General features: G+C 68.1%; 14 protein-coding genes. 3 read left to right on the plus strand and 11 right to left on the minus strand.

Going from position 1 to position 19,754, the window contains the following annotated elements:
* Nucleotides 1–37: 37 nt before the first annotated feature.
* From WMK75_RS02615 to WMK75_RS02630, 4 genes are all read right to left on the minus strand, one after another.
* Nucleotides 38–1,303 (minus strand): MFS transporter, encoded by a 1,266-nt coding sequence (locus WMK75_RS02615; protein WP_347266102.1) that lies wholly within the window; start codon nt 1,301–1,303, stop codon nt 38–40.
* Nucleotides 1,296–4,343: an efflux RND transporter permease subunit gene (locus WMK75_RS02620; RefSeq protein WP_347266103.1), complete on the minus strand. Its 3,048-nt coding sequence runs from the start codon at nt 4,341–4,343 to the stop codon at nt 1,296–1,298. Before WMK75_RS02620 ends, WMK75_RS02615 begins: the two co-directional genes overlap by 8 nt.
* Entirely contained in the window at nt 4,340–5,437 is a 1,098-nt protein-coding gene (locus WMK75_RS02625; protein WP_347266104.1) for an efflux RND transporter periplasmic adaptor subunit, read from the minus strand. The genes WMK75_RS02620 and WMK75_RS02625 overlap by 4 nt, the downstream gene beginning before the upstream one ends.
* A gap of 126 nt (nt 5,438–5,563) precedes the next feature.
* Entirely contained in the window at nt 5,564–7,120 is a 1,557-nt protein-coding gene (locus tag WMK75_RS02630; protein WP_347266105.1) for an AbgT family transporter, read from the minus strand.
* A 354-nt stretch (nt 7,121–7,474) separates the two neighbouring features.
* Here WMK75_RS02630 and WMK75_RS02635 point away from each other — a divergent pair, with 354 nt between their 5' ends.
* Genes WMK75_RS02635 through WMK75_RS02645 form a run of 3 tightly spaced genes read left to right on the plus strand, consistent with a single transcriptional unit; the run spans nt 7,475 to nt 12,427 of the window.
* Nucleotides 7,475–9,280, plus strand: coding sequence for an SLC13 family permease (locus WMK75_RS02635; RefSeq protein ID WP_347266106.1), 1,806 nt, complete (start codon nt 7,475–7,477; stop codon nt 9,278–9,280).
* Between the two features lie 59 nt (nt 9,281–9,339).
* Nucleotides 9,340–10,716, plus strand: coding sequence for a M20/M25/M40 family metallo-hydrolase (locus tag WMK75_RS02640; RefSeq protein WP_347266107.1), 1,377 nt, complete (start codon nt 9,340–9,342; stop codon nt 10,714–10,716).
* A gap of 7 nt (nt 10,717–10,723) precedes the next feature.
* Nucleotides 10,724–12,427, plus strand: a complete 1,704-nt coding sequence (locus WMK75_RS02645) for a hypothetical protein (protein WP_347266108.1) — start codon at nt 10,724–10,726, stop codon at nt 12,425–12,427.
* Between the two features lie 22 nt (nt 12,428–12,449).
* Here WMK75_RS02645 and phoB read toward each other — a convergent pair whose 3' ends face one another.
* The 7 genes from phoB to aroC form a co-directional block, all read right to left on the minus strand.
* Entirely contained in the window at nt 12,450–13,139 is a 690-nt protein-coding gene (gene phoB / locus WMK75_RS02650) for a phosphate regulon transcriptional regulator PhoB (RefSeq protein ID WP_347266109.1), read from the minus strand.
* 1 nt (nt 13,140) lies between these two features.
* Complete coding sequence (gene phoU, locus WMK75_RS02655) at nt 13,141–13,851, minus strand: phosphate signaling complex protein PhoU (RefSeq protein ID WP_347266110.1); 711 nt, start codon at nt 13,849–13,851, stop codon at nt 13,141–13,143.
* 17 nt (nt 13,852–13,868) lie between these two features.
* The gene (gene pstB, locus WMK75_RS02660; RefSeq protein ID WP_347266111.1) at nt 13,869–14,666 is read right to left on the minus strand and encodes a phosphate ABC transporter ATP-binding protein PstB; all 798 of its coding nucleotides are present in this window, start codon (nt 14,664–14,666) and stop codon (nt 13,869–13,871) included.
* Between the two features lie 20 nt (nt 14,667–14,686).
* On the minus strand, nt 14,687–16,039 hold the full coding sequence (gene pstA / locus WMK75_RS02665) for a phosphate ABC transporter permease PstA (protein ID WP_347266112.1): 1,353 nt from the start codon (nt 16,037–16,039) through the stop codon (nt 14,687–14,689).
* Nucleotides 16,036–17,226, minus strand: a complete 1,191-nt coding sequence (gene pstC / locus WMK75_RS02670) for a phosphate ABC transporter permease subunit PstC (protein WP_347266113.1) — start codon at nt 17,224–17,226, stop codon at nt 16,036–16,038. The genes pstA and pstC overlap by 4 nt, the downstream gene beginning before the upstream one ends.
* 56 nt (nt 17,227–17,282) lie before the next feature.
* Nucleotides 17,283–18,314: a substrate-binding domain-containing protein gene (locus tag WMK75_RS02675; RefSeq protein ID WP_347266114.1), complete on the minus strand. Its 1,032-nt coding sequence runs from the start codon at nt 18,312–18,314 to the stop codon at nt 17,283–17,285.
* Nucleotides 18,315–18,446: 132 nt separating this feature from the next.
* Entirely contained in the window at nt 18,447–19,547 is a 1,101-nt protein-coding gene (gene aroC / locus WMK75_RS02680; protein WP_347266115.1) for a chorismate synthase, read from the minus strand.
* Nucleotides 19,548–19,754: the final 207 nt, after the last annotated feature.

The raw sequence follows: 19,754 nt of genomic DNA on the forward strand, positions 1-19,754 counted from the left end.
GGATGCCTGTCGCAAGGCCGCCCTGCCCCGGGCGCGCTCAGGGTTCGGGGGCGTAGCCGGCCGGCCAGAGCCTTGCGAAGGCCATGACCGCCAGTGCCGCCAGCAACCCCAGGATGGCAAAGGTCTGCGCCATGCCCAGGGTTGCGCCCAGCCAGCCCGCCAGCGGATAGGCCAGCAGCAATAGCCCGTTCGCCAGCGACATCTGCGCGGCGATCAGCATCTGCAGATCGGCCGGCCGCGCCAGCCGCCGGATCAGATAGGTCGCCGGCGTCAGCGCGATCGCCCCGCTGAACCCCAGCCCCAGCCACAGCGTCAGCAGTGCCGGCAGCCAGGTCTGCAGCGTCCCGGCCAGCAGGCAGCCGAACAGCACGACCCCGCCCGCAAGCATGATCGAGCGGTCGTCCACGCGCGCATGCAGCAGCGGCAGGATGGCCGCGCCCAGGACCGCGCCGAGGCCGAAGATGCCGAAGGCCAGCGCCACCGCGTCGCGATCCAGGTCGAACTTGCCCTGCACCAGCACCACGGTATTGACCATGACCATGGCCGAGGCCAGCGCCACCGCGACATCCATCGCCACCAGCGCGCGAAAGGCCGGAACCGACAGGAACAGCCGTGGCCCGCGCCGCAGCCGGTCATAAAGCCCGATGCCGACCGAACGGGCATTCGCCGCCGCCGGCAGCCGCGCCGCCCCGACCAGCAGCGCCGAGCCGAGAAAGGCCAGCGCCGTGACGATGATCGCCGCCCGCGGCGAGAGCAGCAGCAGCAGCGCCGCCGCCACCATCGGGCTGAGCGGTCCCTCGAGTTCGCTGGCAATGCGCGAGCGCGCCAGCGAGCGGGTGTAATCCTCTTCGCTGCCCAGCAGATAGGGCACCGCCGCCATATAGGTCAGCGAGAAGGTGGCCGAGGCCGCGGTAAAGGCAAAGACCAGGGCATAAAGCTGCCAGACCTCGGTGACGAAGGCCAGAAGCCCCAGCGATACCGCCCGGATCAGGTCCAGCGTGATCATCGCCGCCTTGCGCGGCAGGCGGTGCAGCAGCGCCGTCAGCAGCGGCGCCACCAGCACATAGCCCGCCATCTTCAGCGACAGCGCCGTGCCGATGACCGCGCCCGAATCCTCGCCGGCCAGGTCGAAGGCCACCAGCGCCAGCGCCACCGTGGCGACGCCGGTCGCCAGCAGCGCCGCGACATAGCCGGCGAACAGCCGGTAATAGCTGCGCTTGTCGCTGACGCCGGACCAGGCGATACCCGGTCCCGCATCCGCCTCATAGCCGGCCTCGGCGGCGACGACTCTGCGGCTACGCATCGCGGGCAGCGTCGCGGTGCAGCATGGTATAGAGCGTCGGCAGGAACACCAGCGTCAGCAGCGTCGCCACCAGCAGCCCGCCCATGATCGCAAAGGCCATCGGCCCCCAGAACAGGGTCGGCGCGATCGGCATCAGCCCCAGCACCGTCGAGAGCGCCGTCAGCAGCAGCGGCCGGAAGCGGCCGGTCGCCGCCGTGACCACCGCATCCTGCACCGAAAGCCCGGCCGCGCGCTCATCCCCGATCTGGGTGATCAGGATCACCGCGTTCTTGGCGATCATGCCGATCAGCGCCAGGATGCCCAGGATCGCCACGAAGCCCAGCGGCCGGTCGAACAGCAGCAGCGCCGCCACCACACCGATCAGCCCCAGCGGCAAGAGCGCCAGCACCATACCGGTGTCGCGGAAATCCTTCAGCTGCACCATCAGCAGCGTGATCATCAGAAAGATCATCACCGGGATCACCGCAAAGACCGAAGCCTGGCTTTCGGCGCTGGTCTCGACCGTGCCGCCGACCTGCACCTCATAGCCCGGCGCCAGCCCGGCGTCGAAGGCGGCGATGTCGTCCTTCAGCGCCGCCACGATCGCCTCGGGGGTGGCGCCGGGAGCGGCGTCGGCCAGCACCGTCAGCGTCGGCAGGCGGTCGCGGCGCCACAGGAAGGGCTGCTCCTGATCGTAGGAGATGGTCGCGAACTGCCCCAGCGCCACCGTCCTGCCGCCCGGCACCGGCACCTGCAGAGTCGAGAGCCCGTCCAGCGTCACCTGCTGGCTTTCGTCGGCGCGCGCCATGATCGGGATCAGGTAGATGTCGTCGCGCAGCTGCGACACGGTGGTGCCCGAGACTGCCGTGTTCAGGATCGAGGCCAGCTGCGCGCTGGTCAGGCCCAGGCGGCGGGCGCGGTCCTGATCGACCTCGATGCGCAGCTGGCGGGCGGGCTCGATCCAGTCGAAATGCACGTGGCGCGCGTCGGGGTTGGCGGCGATGATCCCGGCCAGATCCAGCGCCCGGGCGCGCAGCACCTCGAGATCGGGACCGACCAGCCGGTATTGCACCGGCCAGCCGATCGGCGGCCCCAGCTCCAGCGGGCTGACCCGGCTGACCGCCTCGGGGAATGCGGTGGCCAGCCAGTCCTCAAGCTGGATTTCAAGCCGGTCGCGCGCCGCATTGTCCCGGGCCATGATCACGATCTGCGAATGGTGGTCGGCCGGCGGCTGGATCGCCAGCGGCAGATAGAACCGGATGACGTTGCGCCCGACATAAGAGGTGTAGAACTGCGCCTCGCCGCTGGCCTCGATCCGTTCCTCGATGCGCCGGATCGCGTCCTCGCTGGCAAAGATCGAGGTCGAGCTGGGCAGCTGGAAATCGACGATCAGCTCGTTGCGGTCCGAGGGCGGAAAGAATTGCCGGTCCACCAGCCGCAACCCGCCCAGCGCCACCGCGAACAGCGCCACGGTCACCGCGATGGTCAGCCAGCGCGCGCGGATGGCAAGGGCCAGGAAGGACTGATAGGCGCGCAGCACCGGTCCCGGCCCGGCCTCGGCCGCGCCCGGCGCCGGGGCCTTCAGCAGCACCGAGCCGAGGATCGGGGTGAACAGCACCGCCACGAACCACGAGGCGATCAGCGCAATCCCCACCACCAGAAACAGCGAGATGGTGTATTCGCCGGCCTGGCTTTGCGCGAATCCGATCGGCACGAAGCCGACGATGGTGATCAGCGTGCCGGTCAGCATCGGCGCCGCCAGGGTGGAATAGGCGTATGTCGCGGCCTTGCCGATGCTATCTCCCAGCGCCAGGCGGCGCAGCATGGCATCGACCGTGGTCATCGCATCGTCCACCAGCAGCGCCAGCGCGATGATCAGCGCCCCCAGCGACACCCGGTGCAGGTCGATGTCCAGCACCTGCATGACCAGAAACACCACCGCCAGCGTCAGCGGAATGGCGATGGCCACCACCGATCCCGGCCGCATGCCGAGGGACAGGAAGCTGACGACCAGGATGATCGCCACCGCCTGCCACAGCGAAGTGGTGAAATCGCCGATCGCCTGATCCACCACCTGCGGCTGGTCCGAGATCTGGATCGCCTCGATGCCCACCGGCAGATCGGCCTCGATGCCCGCCATCGCCCTGGTGATCTCGCCGCCCAGTTCCAGGATGTCGCCGCCCTCGGCCATCGAGATCGCCAGCGCGATCGCGCGCTGGCCGTTGATGCGCAACAGCGGCTGCGGCGGATCGACCAGCGTGCGCCGCACCGTGGCGATGTCGCCCAGACGGATCATGCGGCCATTGGCAGAAAGCGACACGTTCAGCAGGTCGGCATCGCTCTGGAACGCGCCCGAGACGCGGATAGCGATGTTTTCCTCGCCCGTGGTCAACACCCCCGCCGGGCGCACCACGTTCTGCGCCGCGATGGCGGCAAAGATCTGGCCATAGTCCAGCCCCATGGCCGCGACGCGGTCGGGCTGGAATTCCAGCATGATGCGCTCGTCCTGGGTGCCGATCCATTCGATCTTGGAAATGCCCTCGACCTTGCGCAGAAGCTCTGACCGCACCATGTCGACATTGTCGCGCAGGTCGCGTTCGGAAAACCCGTCGGCGGTAAAGCCGTAGATGATGCCGAAGACATCGCCGAAATTGTCGTTGAAGAACGGGCCCAGCACGCCTTGCGGCAGGGTGTGGCGGATGTCGCCGATGCCGTTGCGCACCTCCTGCCAGACATCGGGCACCTGCTCGGGCGGGAAGGTGCCCTGCAGTTCGACATAGATGGTGACGATGCCCGGCCGGGTGATCGAGCGCAGCGCGTCCAGCCCGGTGGTCTCCTCGAGCCGGCGCTCCAGCCGGTCGGCCAGCTGGGTCTGGGTTTCCTCCATGGAGGCGCCGGGCCAGACGGCGGTGACCAGCATGGTCTTGATGGTGAAGGACGGGTCCTCGTCCCGACCAAGGCTGACGAAGGCCAGCGCCCCGGCGATCACCGAGACGATCATCAGATAGATGGTCAGATGGCGGCTTTTCAGCGCCCAGTCCGACAGGTTCGGGCCGATCATTGCACCACCCGCACCGCTTGGCCCGGACGCAGCGCCTGCACGCCGGCGGTCACCACGATGTCGCCGGGGGCCAGCCCGTCGGCCACCACCACCGAGGCCGGCAGATAGCTGTCCACCACGATGTCATGCAGCGCGACGGTATTGCTGGCGGGATCGACCAGCCAGACCGCCGGGCCGAGGTTGCTGCTGGTCAGGGCGCTGGCCGGGATCTCGATCACCTCGCCCTCGCCGAACAGCGCCGTGCCGGTCACCGTCGAGCCCAGGCGCAGTTCCGTCGGCGGGTCGATCAGGCCGACGCGCACGCGGAAGGTGCCGGTCACCAGATCGGCGCGCGGCGCCACCTCGCGGATGCGGCCCTTGGTGCTGATCGCGGAGTTCTGCGACAGCGCCACCGTCACCTCGGGATCGATGGGGCTGGCCTCGAGCGTGGCGGCCGGCACGTCGAAAACCGCGTCCAGCCCGCCGTCGCGGGCGATCTGCACGATCATGCGCCCGGGCTGCACCACCTCGCCCGGCTCGGCGCCAACAACGGTCACCCGGCCGGGGGCGTCGGCATGCAGCTCGGTGTCGTTCAGCCGGCGCTTGGCGATCAGATATTGCGCGCGCGCGGCATCGGCCTGGGCGGTGGCATTGGTCAGCGTGGTCTCGGCGCGGTCGAAGGCAGCGCGTGCGGCGATGCCGCGGTCGTAAAGCTGGCGCTGGCGGCTGAAATTGGTCTCGGCCTCTTTCAGCTGGCCCTCGGCGGCGGTCAGGTTCGCCTCGGCGGCGCGCAAGCCGTTCTCCTCGTCCGAGGGATCGAGCCGGGCGATCACCTGCCCCGGCTCAAGCTGGTCGCCCACCGAGGCCAGACGCTCGATCATGCGCCCGCCGATGCGAAAGCCCAGATCGGCCTGGGCCTGGCTTTCGATCACCCCGGCCAGGGACACGGTATTGCCGGCGCGGGTCTGGGTCACGGTGATGCTGCGCACCGGGCGCGCCTGCGCCTCGGGCTTGGGCGCGTCATCGTCCTTGCAGGCGGCAAGCGAGGCAAAAAGCCCGACGGCAAGTGTCAGGCGAAGCGCGGTGCGAAGCGGGCGCCCGCGCGAGGAAATCATCGTCATAGCATTGAAAAGGCGCAATTGTTTGATCCCGGGCGGGCTGATGGGTCAGCGTTTCGGCCATGGGATACATGATTGCGCCCCCCACCGGCAGGGGGGGCGCAAAATTTATTGTGCCTGCGGTCAGCTGGGGCCCAGCGGCAGGCCCACCATGTTCCAGACCACCAGCAGCAGCGTCCACAGCACCATCAGCACCGTGGCATAGGGCAGCATCAGGGCGATGATCGTGCCCATGCCGGCATCCTTCTGGTATTTCTGCGCAAAACCCACCATCACCGCCAGATAGACGTTCAGCGGCGTGACCGAGTTCAGCGGACTGTCGCCGACACGATAGGCCGCCATCACCAGGTCCGGGTCGCCGCCAAGGCGCATGAACAGCGGGATGAACACCGGCGCAAGGATCGCCCATTTCGCCAGCGCCCCGGTCAGGATGATGTCGATGAGCGCCACCACCAGCACGAACAGGATGATGTAGCTGGTCGCGCCCAGGTTCGTCGTCTGCAGGAAGTCCGCGAGGTTCACCGCCAGCACCGTGGCGAGATTGGTGAAGTTGAAGAAGGCGATGAAGTTCGCGATCACGAACAGCAGGAAGATCATCCCGGCGAGGTTGGACCAGGTCTTGACCACCAGCCCGATCGCCGCGGTGACATTGGCGATGGTGCCGGCGCCGCGGCCATAGGCATAGCCCACGACCAGAAACAGCAGGCTGATCAGCACGATCAGGCCGGTCATGAAGGGCGATCCGGCCATGATGCCGCCGGTCACCTGGTTGCGCAGGATGCCGTAAGGGATCGGCGGCGCGGTCAGCGCGCCCACCACCAGCACAAAGCCCAAGAGCGCCCGGCCGGCGTATTTCAGCCCGCGCTGTTCGGCCTCGGACAGGTCTACCCCGCCCTCGACCTCGACGCCGCCCTCATAGCTGCCCAGCCGCGGCTCGACGAAACGCTCGGTCAGGATGGTGACGATGATCGCCATGAGGATCGAGGAGACGATCATGAAGAACAGGTTGCCCACGTCGCTGATGGCGGCGTTCGGGTTCACCATGTGGATGGCGTCATTGGCCACCGCGACCAGCAGCGCGTCGGTCGGCGTGACAAAGACGTTGACCAGAAACACCGACGCCACGCCGCCGAAGGCCGCGGCCAGGCCCGCCAGCGGGTGCCGGCCCATGCTGTGGAAGGCCGCGGCGCCCAGCGGCACCAGCACCAGATAGCCCGCATCCGCCGCGATCGACGACAGCACCCCCACGAAGACGATGATGAAGGTGAACAGGCTGGTCGGTGCGATGGCGACGATCTTGCGCACCAGCGTGGCGATCAGGCCCGATTCCTCGGCGACGCCGACGCCGATCATCGCCACCAGGATCACCCCCACCCCGGCAAAGCCGAGAAAGTTGGGCACCGGCGTCGTCACCATGAAGCGGATGCCGTCCGGGGACAGCAGGCTGCGCACCGCGGTCGTCCGCTCGACGATGTCGCCCACGGCGGCGTCATAGCCCTCGTAGGTGACCGATGTGCCCAGCATGGCAAAGATCGCCGAAAGCACGATCACGATGCCGATCAGATAGAAGAAGATGATGGCGGGATGCGGGACCTTGTTGCCCACCCGCTCGATGGTGCCCAGAAAGCCCGACATGCCCTGCTTGTCGGCGCCCCCCGGTTCTCCGGATTTGCTTGCCATATGTCTTGAAGCCCCCTCATTTACGCGCTGCCGACCGCCGGCCGCAGCATTTTTCACACACGCTTTTCCCTTGCGGGAACACGCAGGCAGTCGTGCAGTCACGGCGCGAGTTGCGCAGTCTTGCGGCAGCGGCGAAAACCCGCGCTGCTTCCTGAGGCGCGGAGTCCCGGTCTTGTGGCCGTGTGCGGCCACCCGGCCCTAAAAGCGTAACATGGCAGGGTTTTTCGGGGCAAGTAACAGAAATGCAACGCGGCGCGCGCCGGTTTGCCGCGGGCGGCTGCGGCGCAAAGAGGGTTGCCCAGCCGGGGAGTTTCCGACAATGTGCCGGCGAATTTGGCTGCCGAGGAACTGTGCGTGGGCGATATCTGGACCGTTTTTGCAATCATCGCCGCGATCGTCGTGCTGTTCATCTGGGACCGGCTGCCGGTCATCGTCGTCTGCATCGGCGCCGGGCTGGCCCTGTGGGCCACGGGCATCCTGACCCTGAACCAGGCGATGGCGGGCTTTGGCGATCCGGCAGTGATCTTCATCGCCGCGCTGTTCGTCGTCTCGGCCGGGCTTGAGGTGTCCGGGGTCACCGCCTGGGCCGGGCAGCTGCTGATCAACCAGGCGGGGGAAAGCCGCACCAGGCTGATCGTGCTGATGATGGGCTTTGTCGGCATCCTGTCGGGGCTGATCAGCGTGAACGGCGCGGTGGCCTCGCTCTTGCCGGTGGTGATCGTGATGGCGATCCGGCTGGGACGCTCGCCCTCGCAACTGCTGATGCCGCTGGTGTTTGGCGCCCATGCCGGATCCAAGCTGATGCTGACCGGCAGCCCGGTGAACGTGCTGCTCCTCGAGGCGTCGGAAAACGCCGGCGGTCCAGGCTTCAGCTATTTCGAATTTGCCCTGGCGGGGGTTCCGGCGGTGCTGGGCTGCATCGCCATCGTGGTGCTGTTTGGCGAAAAGCTGTTGCCGCACCGCACCAGCGAGACCCTGCCCCCCGACCTCAGCCGCCATGCCATGACCCTGGTCGAGCAATATCGCCTGTCCAGCGACGTGCACCAGCTGCGGGTGCGCGGCGATTCGGATTTCATCGGCATCGCCCGCGCCGAGATGTCCTCGATCATCAACGACGGGCTGACCTTCGTCACGCTGAAGGACAGGACCGGCCAGCCGATCCGCAGCGACAAGGTGACGGCCAATGACATGATCGTGGTCAAGGGCTCTGCCGACTCGGCCGCGGCGCTTGCCAATGCGCACAAGCTGAGCCTGTGCGAGGACGTGTCCACGGGCCAGGTGCGCGACCAGCTGTTCAACCGCGATTCGGGCCTGGCCGAGGTGCTGGTGCCGCCGCGCTCGCCGCTGATCGGCCGGCGGTTCTTTCCCGGCATGGTCACGGAAAGCGGTGACCTGATCGTGCTGGCGATCCAGCGCCAGGACCAGGACCTTGCCCCCGGGCTGCCGCTGGCCGCCGGCGACACCATGCTGCTGCAGGGCACCTGGAACGCGCTGGACCAGCGCCTGCACCCGGCCGAGGTGCTGGTGGTCGATTCCCCCGATCTGGTGCGCCGGCAGGCGGTGCCGATGGGGCAAGGCGCGCATATCGTGCTGGCGGCGCTGGCGATCATGGTGGTCCTGCTGGCCACCGGCCTGGTGCCGCCGGCGGCGGCGGGGCTGCTTGCCGCCGGCATCATCCTGGTCTCGGGCGTGCTGACGGTGGAGGGGGTCTATCGCTCGATCAACTGGACCACCGTCATTCTGGTCGGCGCGCTGATGCCGCTGTCGACCGCGATGCAGAAAACCGGCGCGGCGCAATATCTGGCCGACAATCTGGTGGCGCTGGTCGGCGATTCCGGCCCCTATGCGCTGCTGGCGGGGCTCTTCGTGTTCTCGGCCATCCTCGGGCAGGTGATCTCGAACACCGCGACCTCGCTGATCGTCATTCCGATCGCGATCGTGGCCTCGAGGGAAATGGGCATCTCATTCCAGCCGGTGCTGATGTGCGTGGGCGTCGCCTGCGCCGGCGCCTTCCTGACCCCGGTCGCCACCGCCACCAACCTGATGGTGATGGAGCCCGGCGCCTACAGGTTCGGCGACTACTGGAAGCTCGGCCTGCCGATGCTGATCTGGTTCTTTGTCATCGCGGTCTTTGTCGTGCCGATGATCTGGCCGTTCTGAGCCGCGCCCTTCGCCCTGGCCGGCCGGCCGGGGTTCACCCCCCACAAAGAGGTTTTGCGATGTCCGATCTTGAGAAGGTTCTAGCCCATATCGACGCCGACCTCGACAACGCGCTGGACCGGCTGTTCCAGACCGTGCGGCTGAAGTCGATCTCGACCGACCCGGCCTATGCCGCCGAGACGCGCGCCTGCGCCGAATGGCACAGCCGCGATCTGGCCGCGATCGGCTTTCGTTCCGAGGTCCGCGACACCCCCGGCCACCCGATCGTGCTGGCCAAGAACCATGACGCCGCGGGCACGAAGGTGCTGTTTTACGGGCATTACGACGTGCAGCCGGCCGATCCGCTGGAGCTGTGGGAGGACGACCCGTTCGAGCCGAAAATCGTCACCCTGGCCGACGGCAGCCGGGAAATCCGCGGCCGCGGCGCCTCGGACGACAAGGGCCAGATGATGACCTTCATCGAGGCCTGCCGCGCCTGGAAGGTGGTCACCGGCAAGCTGCCGGTCCCGATCACCATCCTGCTTGAGGGCGAGGAGGAATCCGGCGGCCCCAGCCTGCCCGGCTTTCTGGACGCCACCCGCGAGGAACTGCTGGCCGATATCGCGATGATCTGCGACACCAACATGTGGGACAAGGAAACCCCGGCGATCACCACCAGCCTGCGCGGGCTTTGCGCCGAGGAAATCCATGTGCATGCCGCCAGCCGCGACCTGCATTCGGGGTTCTACGGCTCGGCCGCGGCAAACCCGAATCATGTGCTGGCCCGCATTATCGCCGATCTGCGCGACGCCGACGGCCGCGTGCTGATCCCCGGTTTCTACGAGGGCGTGCCGGAACTGCCGCAGGCGCTGCGCGAAAGCTGGGACAAGCTCGACTTCTCGGAATCGGAATTCCTGGGCGAGGTCGGCCTGTCGGTCCCGGCCGGTGAAAAGGGCCGCAGCGTGCTGGAACAGACCTGGTCGCGCCCGACCTGCGAAGTGAACGGCATGCACGGCGGCTATATCGGCGACGGGTTCAAGACGGTGATCCCGGCGGTGGCCTCGGCCAAGATCAGCTTCCGGCTGGTGTTCGACCAGGACCCGCACAAGATCCGCGCCGCCTTCCGCGAATACGTCAAGGCGCGCGTGCCGGCCGATTGCCGGGTCGAGTTCACCGAATTCGGCTCGGGCAGCGCGGTCAGCTTTGATGTCAGCGGGCCGGCCTTCCAGCGCACGCAGCAGGCCATGTCGGACGAATGGGGCAAGGAGGCGGCCTTTGTCGGCGGCGGCGGCTCGATCCCGGTCGCGACGATGATCCGGGAAAAGCTGGGCATGGAGGTGGTGATGGCGGGGTTCGGCCTGTCCGACGACCGTATCCACAGCCCGAACGAGAAATACAGCCTGACCAGCTTCCACAAGGGCATCCGCTCATGGGCACGGGTGCTGGCGCAGCTGTGACAGGCCGGTGACGGCGCCGGCGCATCCGGGGCTGGAACAGCGCTTCGGCCGGCTTACACCGGCCGAGGCGAAGCTGGTCGCCAATATCGGCATCGGCCTGCTGGACCGGCTGGGCGAGACCCCCCTGCCCGAAGCCGAGGACACGCATCTGCATGTGCGGGCCGAACTGATCCGGCATCTGCTGCTGGGCGGGCCCGACGCGCCGCGCATGCATGAAAAGGGCCTGCGGCTGTCGGGTGCGCGCATTATCGGCACGCTGGACCTTGAGGGCTGCCGCATTCCCGCCGACATCGGCCTGCTCGACTGCGTGTTCGAGGCGGTGCCGGTGCTGCGTTCGGCGGTGATCGACACGATTTCCTTCGACGGCTCGCAACTGCCCGGGCTTGCGGCCGAGCGGCTGGACGCGCGGGGCGACCTGCTGGCGCGCGGGGTGCGCATCGACGGGCCGGTGGCGCTGCGCGGCGCGCACATCGGCGGCGATCTGAACCTCGACGGTGCCGAACTGACCCGTGCCGGCAACCGCATGCTGGTCGCCGACCGCATCTCGGTCCGGGGCAGCGCGCTGTTTCGCGGCGCCCGGCTGCGCGGCACGCTGGCGCTGGCCGGGGCGCGCATCGGCGACGACCTGGACCTGCGCGGCGCCCGGCTGGAACGCGAGGGCGCCGCGGCGCTGGACGCGGGCGGGGTGCAGGTCGGTGGCGATCTGGTGCTGCGCCTGGCCGAGGTGCAGGGCCAGATCGATCTGGTGGGCGCGCAGGTCAAGGGCGATGCGGAATGCTCGGGCCTGGTGGTCACCGCCCCCGGCGAGATCGCGCTGAACCTCGGCCGCAGCCAGGTCGAGGGCGCGTTCTTTCTGCGCCAGGAGGCGCGGATCGGCGGCACGCTCAGTCTGAACGGCGCCACGCTGGGCTCGATCGTCGATGACGCGGCAAGCTGGCCGGCGCCGGGCGACCTGGCGCTGAACCGCTGCCGCTATGGCGGTTTCCTGGGCGCCCCGGTCGAGGCCGAGGATCGGCTCGACTGGCTCGCGCGCCAGGACGCTGGCCGCTGGGGCGAGGATTTCTGGCCGCAGCCCTATGAACATCTGGCCCGCGTGCTGGCCGAGATGGGGCATCAGGACGATGCGCGCGCCGTGCTGATCGAAAAGGAGCGGCTGCAGCGCCGGACCCGGATCCGCCGCGCCTCGCGCTGGACGCGCAAGGCCCTGTTGTGGAGCAGCGACCGTCTGCTGTGGCTGACCACCGTCTATGGCCGGCGGCCGCTGGTGGCGATGGTCTGGCTCTTGCTGTTCTGGGGCCTCGGCGGCGGCATCTATGCCTGGCTCGACCGCCATCACCACATCCGCCCCAATGTGCCGGTGGTGCTGCGTTCGCCCGAATGGGTGCTGTGTGGCGCCACGGCGGACCAGCAGGTGGGGCTGGCATCGCTTGGGCAGGTGCGGCCGGGGCTGGCCGAGCCGGGCCAGTCGCAACTGGCCTGCTATCGCGCCCGGCCCGAGGCCGCGGCCTATCCGAAGTTCAGCCCGCTGATGCTGTCGGCGGATATGATCCTGCCCGGGGTGGACAGCGGCCAGAAGGCCACCTGGTCGCCCGACACCCGCAGCTGGCCGGGCTATCTGGCCAAGCTATTCGCCTATTTCCAGGCCATGGCCGGGCTGGTGCTGGGGCTGCTGGCGGTGGCGGGATTCACCGGCATCGTGCGATCGGAGTGAGGCGGCCTGATGAGGCACCGTCTCAGCCCAGCGCATAGCCGGTGCCGCGCACGGTGCGCACCGGATCATCGCCGCCGCGCGCCATCAACGCCTTGCGCAGCCGCCCGACATGCACATCGATGGTGCGGCTGTCCACATGGATGTCGCGGCCCCAGACCCGGTCCAGCAGCTGCTCGCGCGTCCAGACCCTGCCGGGCCGCTCCATCAGCGTCGAGAGCAGGCGGAACTCGGTCGGGCCCAGATGCAGCGCATGGCCGGCGCGGAACACGCGATGCTCGGCCGCGTCGAGGATGATGTCGGCAAAGCTCAGCCGCTCGCCCATGGTGGCGGGGCGGCTGCGGCGCAGCTGCGTGCGCAGGCGCGCCATCAGCTCGACCACGGAATAGGGTTTCACCACATAATCGTCGGCACCGGTTTCAAGGCCGCGCACCCGGTCCATCTCCTCCGAGCGGGCCGAGAGCATGACCACCGGGATCTGGCGGGTGCGGGGGTCGGCCTTGACGCGGCGGCAGATCTCGATGCCGCTGACCCGGGGCAGCATCCAGTCCAGCACGATCAGGTCGGGCTCTTCCTCGACCAGCAAGAGCAGCGCCTCGTCGCCGTCCTCGGCCAGCACGACGCGGAAACCTTCGGCCTCGAGGTTATAGCGCAGCACCTCGCGCTGCGCGCCCTCGTCCTCGACCACCAGCACGCAGGCATCGCCTCGGCCCATGTCAGGCCCCGGCATCGCGCAGGACGCTTTCGCCCTTGGGGCGGTTGTCCTCGGGCAGCTCGCCCGTGGCCAGATAGATCACCTGTTCGGCGATGCCGGTGGCATGATCGCCCATGCGCTCGATGTTCTTGGCGATGAAATGCAGGTGCATGCAGGCGGAGATGTGGCGCGGATCCTCCATCATGTGGGTGAGGAATTCGCGAAACAGCGCGTTATACATCTGGTCCACCTCGAGGTCGCGCTTGCGCACGTCGTCGGCCAGCGCCGCGTCGCGCTGGATGTAGCTGTCGAGCGCATCCTTCATCATCGCCTCGACCGTGCCCGACATGCGCCTGAGCGCGATGCCTGCGCCCTCGATCGGCGGCAGGTCGGCCAGCACGGTGCTGCGCTTGGCGATGTTCTTGGCGTAATCGCCCACGCGTTCCAGGATGCCGGCGATCTTGATCACCGACAGCACCATGCGCAGGTCGGTGGCGCGCGGGGCGCGCAGCGCGATCAGCCGCGCCGCGCCCTCGTTGATCTGCAACTCCAGCGCGTCGATGCCCTTGTCGCGGCGGCGAACATCCGCAGCCAGTTCCTCGTCACGGCCGTCCAGCGCGCTGGCCGCGTCATGGATGGCGCTTTCGACCATGCCGCCCATCTTGACGACCTGGGCCTGCACGGCCTCGAGGTCGCGGTCGAAGGCGGACAGGATGTGGCGTTCGTTGTTCATGTCTGGTCCTTTCCGGCCTAACCGATGCGGCCCGAGATGTAGCTTTCGGTGCGCGGGTCGCGCGGGCGGGTGAAGATGTCGTCGGTGTCGCCGTATTCCACCAGATTGCCGAGATGGAAGAAGGCGGTCTTCTGGCTGACGCGCGCCGCCTGCTGCATGGAATGGGTGACGATCACCACCGAGAATTCCGTGCGCAGCTGGTCGATCAGCTCCTCGACCTGGCCGGTGGCGATGGGATCAAGTGCCGAGCAGGGCTCGTCCATGAGCAGCACCTCGGGCTGGGTCGCCACGGCGCGGGCGATGCACAGCCGCTGCTGCTGGCCGCCCGACAGCCCGGTGCCGGGGTCCGAGAGCCGGTCCTTGACCTCGTTCCACAGCGCCGCGCCGCGCAATGACCGCTCGACGATCTCATCGAGCTCGGTGCGGTTGCGGGCCAGGCCGTGGATGCGCGGGCCGTAGGCCACATTGTCATAGATCGACTTCGGGAAGGGGTTGGGTTTTTGAAACACCATGCCGACCTTGGCGCGCAGCTGCACCGGGTCCACGCGCCGGTCATAGATGTCCTCGCCGTCCAGCGTGATCAGCCCGTCCACGCGGCAGATGTCGATGGTGTCGTTCATGCGGTTGATACAGCGCAGGAAGGTGGACTTGCCGCAGCCCGAGGGGCCGATGAAGGCGGTCACGGTCTTGTCGAGAATCTCGATGTTCACGTCCCTGACGGCGTGTTTCTCGCCGTAATGGACCTGCACATCGCGGGCCGAGATCTTGCTTTCGGTCGAGTTCACGGCAGGCTCCTGCTTGTTCGTCCTGTTCATGTCGGGTCTTTCCGGCGGCGCTACCAGCGGCGTTCGAACCTGCGGCGCAAGAACACCGCCAGCAGGTTCATGCACATCAGCAGCACCAGCAGCACGATGATCGCCCCCGAGGCGCGCTCGATGAAGGCGGGGTCGGCGCGCTGCGTCCAGTTGTAGACCTGGACCGGCAGCGCCGTGGCCGGATCGAACAGGCCCTGCGGCGGCGCGGCGGGGAAGTTCTTGACGAAGGCCACCATGCCGATCAGCAGAAGCGGCGCGGTTTCCCCCAGGGCCTGCGCCAGGCCAAGGATCACCCCGGTCAGGATGCCGGGCGTGGCCAGCGGCAGGACGTGGTGGAACACCGCCTGCATCCTCGAGGCCCCCACCCCCAGCGCCGCGTCGCGGATCGAGGGCGGAACCGCCTTCAACGCCGCGCGGGCCGGGATGATGATGCGCGGCAGGGTCATCAGCACCAGCACCAGCCCGCCGACGATCGGCGCCGACTGCGGCAGGCCGGCGAAGTTGATGAAGGCGGCCAGGCCGAGGATGCCGAAGACGATCGAGGGCACCGCGGCGAGGTTCGAGATGTTCACCTCGATGATGTCGGTCCAGCGGTTCTTGGGGGCGAATTCCTCGAGATAGATCGCGGCGCCGATGCCGATCGGCACCGCCAGCAAAAGCACCACCAGCATCATGTAGAGCGAGCCGAGGATGGCGATGCCGACGCCGGCCGCCTCGGGGCGCTGATCAGAGGCGTCGGGGCTGGTCAGGAAGGCCGGATTCCAGCGCATGGCCAGCATGCCCTCGGCCTTCAGCGCCTCGGCAAGGGCCAGCTGCGCCGGCGAGGTATTGCTGTCGCGCGCCGCCGATTCCATCGTCACCCGGCCCTTGAAATAGCCGTCCACCCGGCCGTTCACCAATACGCGGACGCCGATGGTCTGGCCGACCAGCCCGGGATCGGCCAGAACCTTGCGGCGCAGCTGCGCCGGCGCCTCCTTCGAGATCAGGCCGGTGACATCCTTCTCGGTCAGGCCCTCGACCGCGATGCCCTTCTGCACGATGACCGCCGCAAGCGACTGCGTCAGGATCTTGCCATAGGTCAGGGTCAGGACCTTCTTCATCTGTTCGGGGTCGCGCTGGCCGCCCGGGTCAAGCTGCGCCGCATCCAGCGTCACCGGCAGCTCCAGGAATGTCTGGCGGAATGCGCCGATGCCGCCGGTCAGGATGGTGGCCAGAAGCGCCAGCAGCATCAGCATCGAGACCACGATGGCGGCCAGCCCATAGGCGCGGAACCGCGCCTCGGCGGCATTGCGCCGGCGGGTGCGGGCGTCGGGCACCAGAAGCGAGCCGGTGGCCTGCGCCGGACGGGCGGCCGCGGCGGATGCGTCGGTCATTCGTATTGCTCCCGGTATTTGCGCACGACGTAGAGGGCGATGACATTCAGCCCCAGGGTCAGGATGAACAGCGTCAGGCCCAGGGCAAAGGCCACCAGCGTTTCGGGCGCGGCGAAATCGGTGTCGCCGGTCAGCTGGCTGACGACCTTGACGGTGATCGTGGTCATGGCCTCGAAGGGGTTCAGGCTCATCTGGGCGCTGGCCCCGGCGCCCAGAACCACGATCATCGTTTCGCCGATGGCGCGCGAGGCGGCCAGCAGCACGGCGCCGACGATGCCAGGCAGCGCGGCGGGCAGCACCACCTTGCGCACGGTCTCCGATTGCGTCGAGCCGAGCCCCAGCGCCCCGTCGCGCAAGCTTTGCGGCACGGCATTGATGATGTCGTCCGAAAGCGAGCTGACGAAGGGGATCAGCATGATGCCCATGACCAGCCCCGCCGTCATCACCGACGAGGCCGAGCTGCCCAGGCCCAGCGGCTGGGCGAAATGGTCGCGCAGCAGGGGCCCCACCGTCATCAGCGCGAACAGGCCGTAGACGATGGTCGGGATGCCGGCCAGCACCTCGATCGCCGGCTTGGCGATGCCGCGCAGCCGCGGCGCGGCATATTCGGACATGTAGATCGCGGCGAACAGCCCGATCGGCACCGCGACCGCCAGCGCGATCGCCGAGATGTAGAGCGTGCCCCAGAGCAGCGGCACCATGCCCAGTTGCGAGCCGCCGCCGAAGCGCGGCGACCAGGTGGTGCCAAAGAAGAAGTCCTGCCAGCGATACTGGCGGAAGAAATGCGCGGTCTCGAACAGCATCGACAGCACGATGCCGACGGTGGTCAGGATGGCGATGGCCGAGCACAGGATCAGCAGCGCCCGCACCATGCTTTCGACGCTGTTGCGGGCGCGAAAGCCGGGCGCGGTGCGCGACAGGGCAATGCCCAGCCCGGCCAGCGCCAGCAGCAGCGCCAGCACCGCCGGCAGCGTGCCCTCGGCCCCCGGGCGCAGAAAGCGCCAGAGCGCGATCAGCAGCAGTGCCGGCAGCGCCGTCAGCAGCGCCGCGTTCCAGCCGTAATAGCCGGGACGCGAATGCAGCCGCCTTGCGTCGCCCCCGGCCAGCGCGAGGGCGCGGGCGCGGGTGACAAGATAGCCGGCCGCGGCCAGGGCCAGAACGGTCAGCAGGGTCCAGGATAAAGGCATCGGCGCCCTCGCATGTGGTGTCGGGCGGACGCGCGGGACCCCCGCGCGCCCGGAGGTCATCGGCTGATGGTCACTTCATTGGCCACGGCCCGCTGCGTCGCCGCCAGGTCCGGGTCCGAGACCAGGCCATAGGCGGCCAGCGGCCCCCCGGAGCCGGCGATCTGGTCCGAGACGAAGAATTCGGCGAATTCCTTCAGGCCGGGGACCAGGCCGAAATGCTGCTGCTTGACATAGATGAACAACGGCCGCGACACCGGATATTCGCCCGAGGCGATGGTTGCGGTCGCCGGCACCACGCCGCCGAAACTGGCGACCTTCAGCTTGTCGGTATTGTTGTCATAAAATGACAGGCCGAAGACGCCGATGCCATGCGGCGCCGACTGGATGCGGGCCAGGGTCTCGGTATAGTCGCCGTCGATGTCGACCGAGCGGCCGTCGCCGCGCAGCATCAGGCAGGCGGCCTCGGCCTTGTCCTCGTCGCCCGTCTCGGCGGCGAAGGCGGCCAGCGCCCCCGAATCCCGGCAGCCCCGGGCGATGACCTTTTCCTCGAAGACCTCGCGGGTGCCGTGCTTGGTGCCGGGAATGAAGGCGAGGATCGGCTGCGCGGGCAGATCCCGGCGGATCTGGTCCCAGGTCAGGTTCGGATTGGCGACCAGCTTGCCGTCCCGAAGCACGCGCGCGGCCAGCGCGTCATACCAGTCGGCGGCGGTGAAGGCGAAATCCTTGCCGGCAAAGGCGCTGGCAAAGACGATGCCCTCATAGCCGATGCGGATCTCGATGACCCCGGTCACCCCGGCGGCGGCGCAGGCGGCCAGTTCACCGTCCTTGATCGGGCGCGAGGCATTGGCGATGTCGACGGTGTTCAGCCCCACCCCCTTGCAGAACTTCTTCAGCCCGGCCGAGGAGCCGCCCGATTCGACCACCGGATAGGGAAAATCCGTGTTGTCGCCGAACAGTTCCGCGACGATCGTCGCATAGGGCAGGACGGTGGATGAGCCCGAAACCTGGATCTGCTCGCGCGCGGTGGCAGAGGTGGCGGCGGTCGCCAGCACGGCCAGCGCCGCAAGCCTGGGTTTGGCGGATCTCATCGGATCTCTCCTGACATTTCCATCTGGCCGCTTTCGACCTCTGCCCTTCCTGGGGCCGGGATGCGACAGTCATGCAAAGCCAATGTAACAGCCGCGCGACATTCGCGGCCAGCCGGAAACTTTCCGCGCGCTCTAGCCGATGCGGCCACGCCGCCCTCCGGTCTGCGCCCGGTCGGCCAACAGGTGGTCAAGGATCACGCAGGCCGCCATGGCCTCGGCGATGGGCACGGCGCGGATGCCGACGCAGGGATCGTGGCGGCCCCTGGTGATCAGGTCGATCTCTTCGCCCCGCTGGTTGATGGTGCGGCGCGGGGTCAGGATCGAACTGGTCGGCTTGACGGCAAAGCGCACAACGATGTCCTGCCCGGTCGAAATGCCGCCCAGAATGCCGCCGGCGTGGTTGGACAGGAAGCGCGGCCCTTCATTGCCCATGCGGATCTCGTCGGCATTCGCGGTGCCGGTCAGGCCGGCAGCACCCATGCCCTCGCCGATCTCGACGCCCTTGACGGCATTGATCGACATCATCGCCGCAGCGAGATCGGTGTCGAGCTTGGCATAGACCGGCGCGCCGAGGCCCGGCGGGCAGCCCTGGATCAGCACCTCGATGGCGGCGCCGACGCTGTCCTGGCCCTTGCGGATCGCGTCGAGATAATCGGCCCATTGCGGCACCGCCGCGGCATCGGGCAAAAAGAACGGGTTGTTGCCGATCTCGGCAGCGTCGAAGCGCGTGCGATCCAGATGCAGATCGCCCATGCGGATCATGTAGCCGGTGATTGCAAGCCCGGGCAGCATGTCGCGCAGCACCGCCCGCGCCACGCCGCCGGCCGCCACCCGCGCCGCGGTTTCCCGCGCGCTGGAGCGGCCGCCGCCGCGATGATCGCGGATGCCGTATTTCAGGTGATAGGCGATGTCGGCATGGCCAGGCCGGAACGCCTGCGCGATCTCGCCGTAATCCTTGCTGCGCTGGTCGGTATTCTCGATCAACAGCTGGATCGGCGTGCCGGTGGTGCGGCCCTCGAAGATGCCGGACAGGATGCGGACCTGGTCGGGTTCCTGGCGCTGGGTGGTGAACTTCGAGCTGCCGGGCCGACGGCGGTCGAGGAACTGCTGGATGAACGCCTCATCAAGCGCCACGCCGGGCGGGCATCCATCCACGGTGGCCCCCAGCGCCGGCCCGTGGCTTTCGCCCCAGGTGGTGAAGGTGAAGATCCGGCCGAAGCTGTTGAAGCTCATGTCGCGCGCCCCTTTTTGCCTGCGATAACCGCAGCGCCCCGGCGGGGCAATCCCCGGCCCCGGGCGAGGGCCGTGAATGTAGCCCGCCGCAGGGGAAAACGAATCGGCCAGACATGAAAAAAACCTTTCTTGTTCAGATGGATGACCGGATTTCACGGCGCTTTCACGGCGCCAGGCGCATATTTCCCCCGCGAGGCAGTCTTGCGC

Source organism: Paracoccus sp. (in: a-proteobacteria), from assembly GCF_039808215.1.
Taxonomy (GTDB): Bacteria; Pseudomonadota; Alphaproteobacteria; order Rhodobacterales; family Rhodobacteraceae; genus Paracoccus.